General features: G+C 54.4%; 1 protein-coding gene. It reads left to right on the forward strand.

Annotated elements, in window-relative coordinates; all coding sequences use genetic code 11:
- The first annotated feature begins 116 nt into the window (after window positions 1-116).
- On the forward strand, window positions 117-917 hold the full coding sequence (dapB, locus tag B5D39_RS16665) for a 4-hydroxy-tetrahydrodipicolinate reductase (protein WP_078791624.1): 801 nt from the start codon (window positions 117-119) through the stop codon (window positions 915-917).
- The last annotated feature ends 246 nt before the right edge of the window (window positions 918-1,163 follow it).

A 1,163-nucleotide genomic window follows, 5' to 3' on the forward strand; every position in this document is an offset into this window, starting at 1 on the left:
CCATTTTAAACGCCATGATTAAAACCAGTCAAAAGTGGAAGCCAGCTATGGCTAACTAAATGTTACTACTTGACAGAGAACACAGTTGCTCTGTGTTAAACTAAAAGAGGTTCGCCATGATAAAAATAGCCGTCTGCGGCGCCGCCGGCCGCATGGGTCAACGTATCATCGTCGCTGCTGTTGAGGCAGGCTGCACCATCTCCGGTGCCCTGGAACGCCCCGGCCATCCCCAGGTCGGACAGGATGCCGGTCTGATTGCCGGGTGCGGCCAGCTGGGTGTTGCCATTTCCGACGATCTGAACGCCGTGGTTGAGGGATGTGATGTGCTGATCGACTTCACCACCCCCAAGATCTCACTCAAGAACCTTGAGGTCTGCGGCCTGAAAAAGAAATCAATCGTGATCGGCTCCACCGGCTTCACCCCGGAAGAGCGTGCCCTGGCTGCCGAGCTGGCCAAGGATATCCCGGCGGTGCTGGCCCCCAACATGTCGGTTGGTGTCAATGTCTGCTTCAAAATGCTCAAGGATCTGGCCAAGACCCTGGGTGATGACTTCGATGTGGAGATCGTCGAACTGCATCACAACAAGAAGAAAGACTCCCCTTCCGGCACTGCCGTGCGGATGGGCGAGGTGGTGGCCGAGGCGCTTGGCCGCGATTACAATCAGGTGGCCAACTACCACCGTGAAGGGATCTGCGGCGAACGGACCAAGGAAGAGATCGGCATGCAGACCGTGCGTGGCGGCGACATTGTCGGTGAGCATACGGTCTACTTCATCGGCATGGGTGAGCGGATTGAGATCTCCCACCGCGCCATGAGCCGCGACATGTTTTCCCGTGGATCTATCCGCGCAGCCAAGTGGATTGTCGGCAAGCAGCCTGGGCTGTATGATATGCAGGATGTGCTGGGGCTTAAATAACAACCATTTTAGCCACAGAGGACACAGAGGTCTCAGAGAGAAGCAAAAAAAGCGGGTAAAGCCTGTAAATGGTTTTGAGGGGTAACCCCAAAGATTTGGTTTTGATTTCCCCCTGTTTTTCCTGCTTTTGACCTTCTCTGTGCTCTCTGTGTCCTTGTATGTTCAGCGTGTAGCATCTAATGTTCTTTCAAGTAGCCAGGGAATGACAGCTTGATCGTGTTTTGGGACACCAAGCCCGTCACAGAG

The sequence above is a fragment of the Trichlorobacter thiogenes genome (assembly GCF_900167465.1).
Lineage (GTDB): Bacteria > Desulfobacterota > Desulfuromonadia > Geobacterales > Pseudopelobacteraceae > Trichlorobacter > Trichlorobacter thiogenes.

What these genes read in the sequence shown, in the direction of transcription:
- dapB (WP_078791624.1), top strand. Translation starts at nt 117, where the DNA reads ATGATAAAAATAGCCGTCTGCGGCGCCGCCGGCCGCATGGGTCAACGT.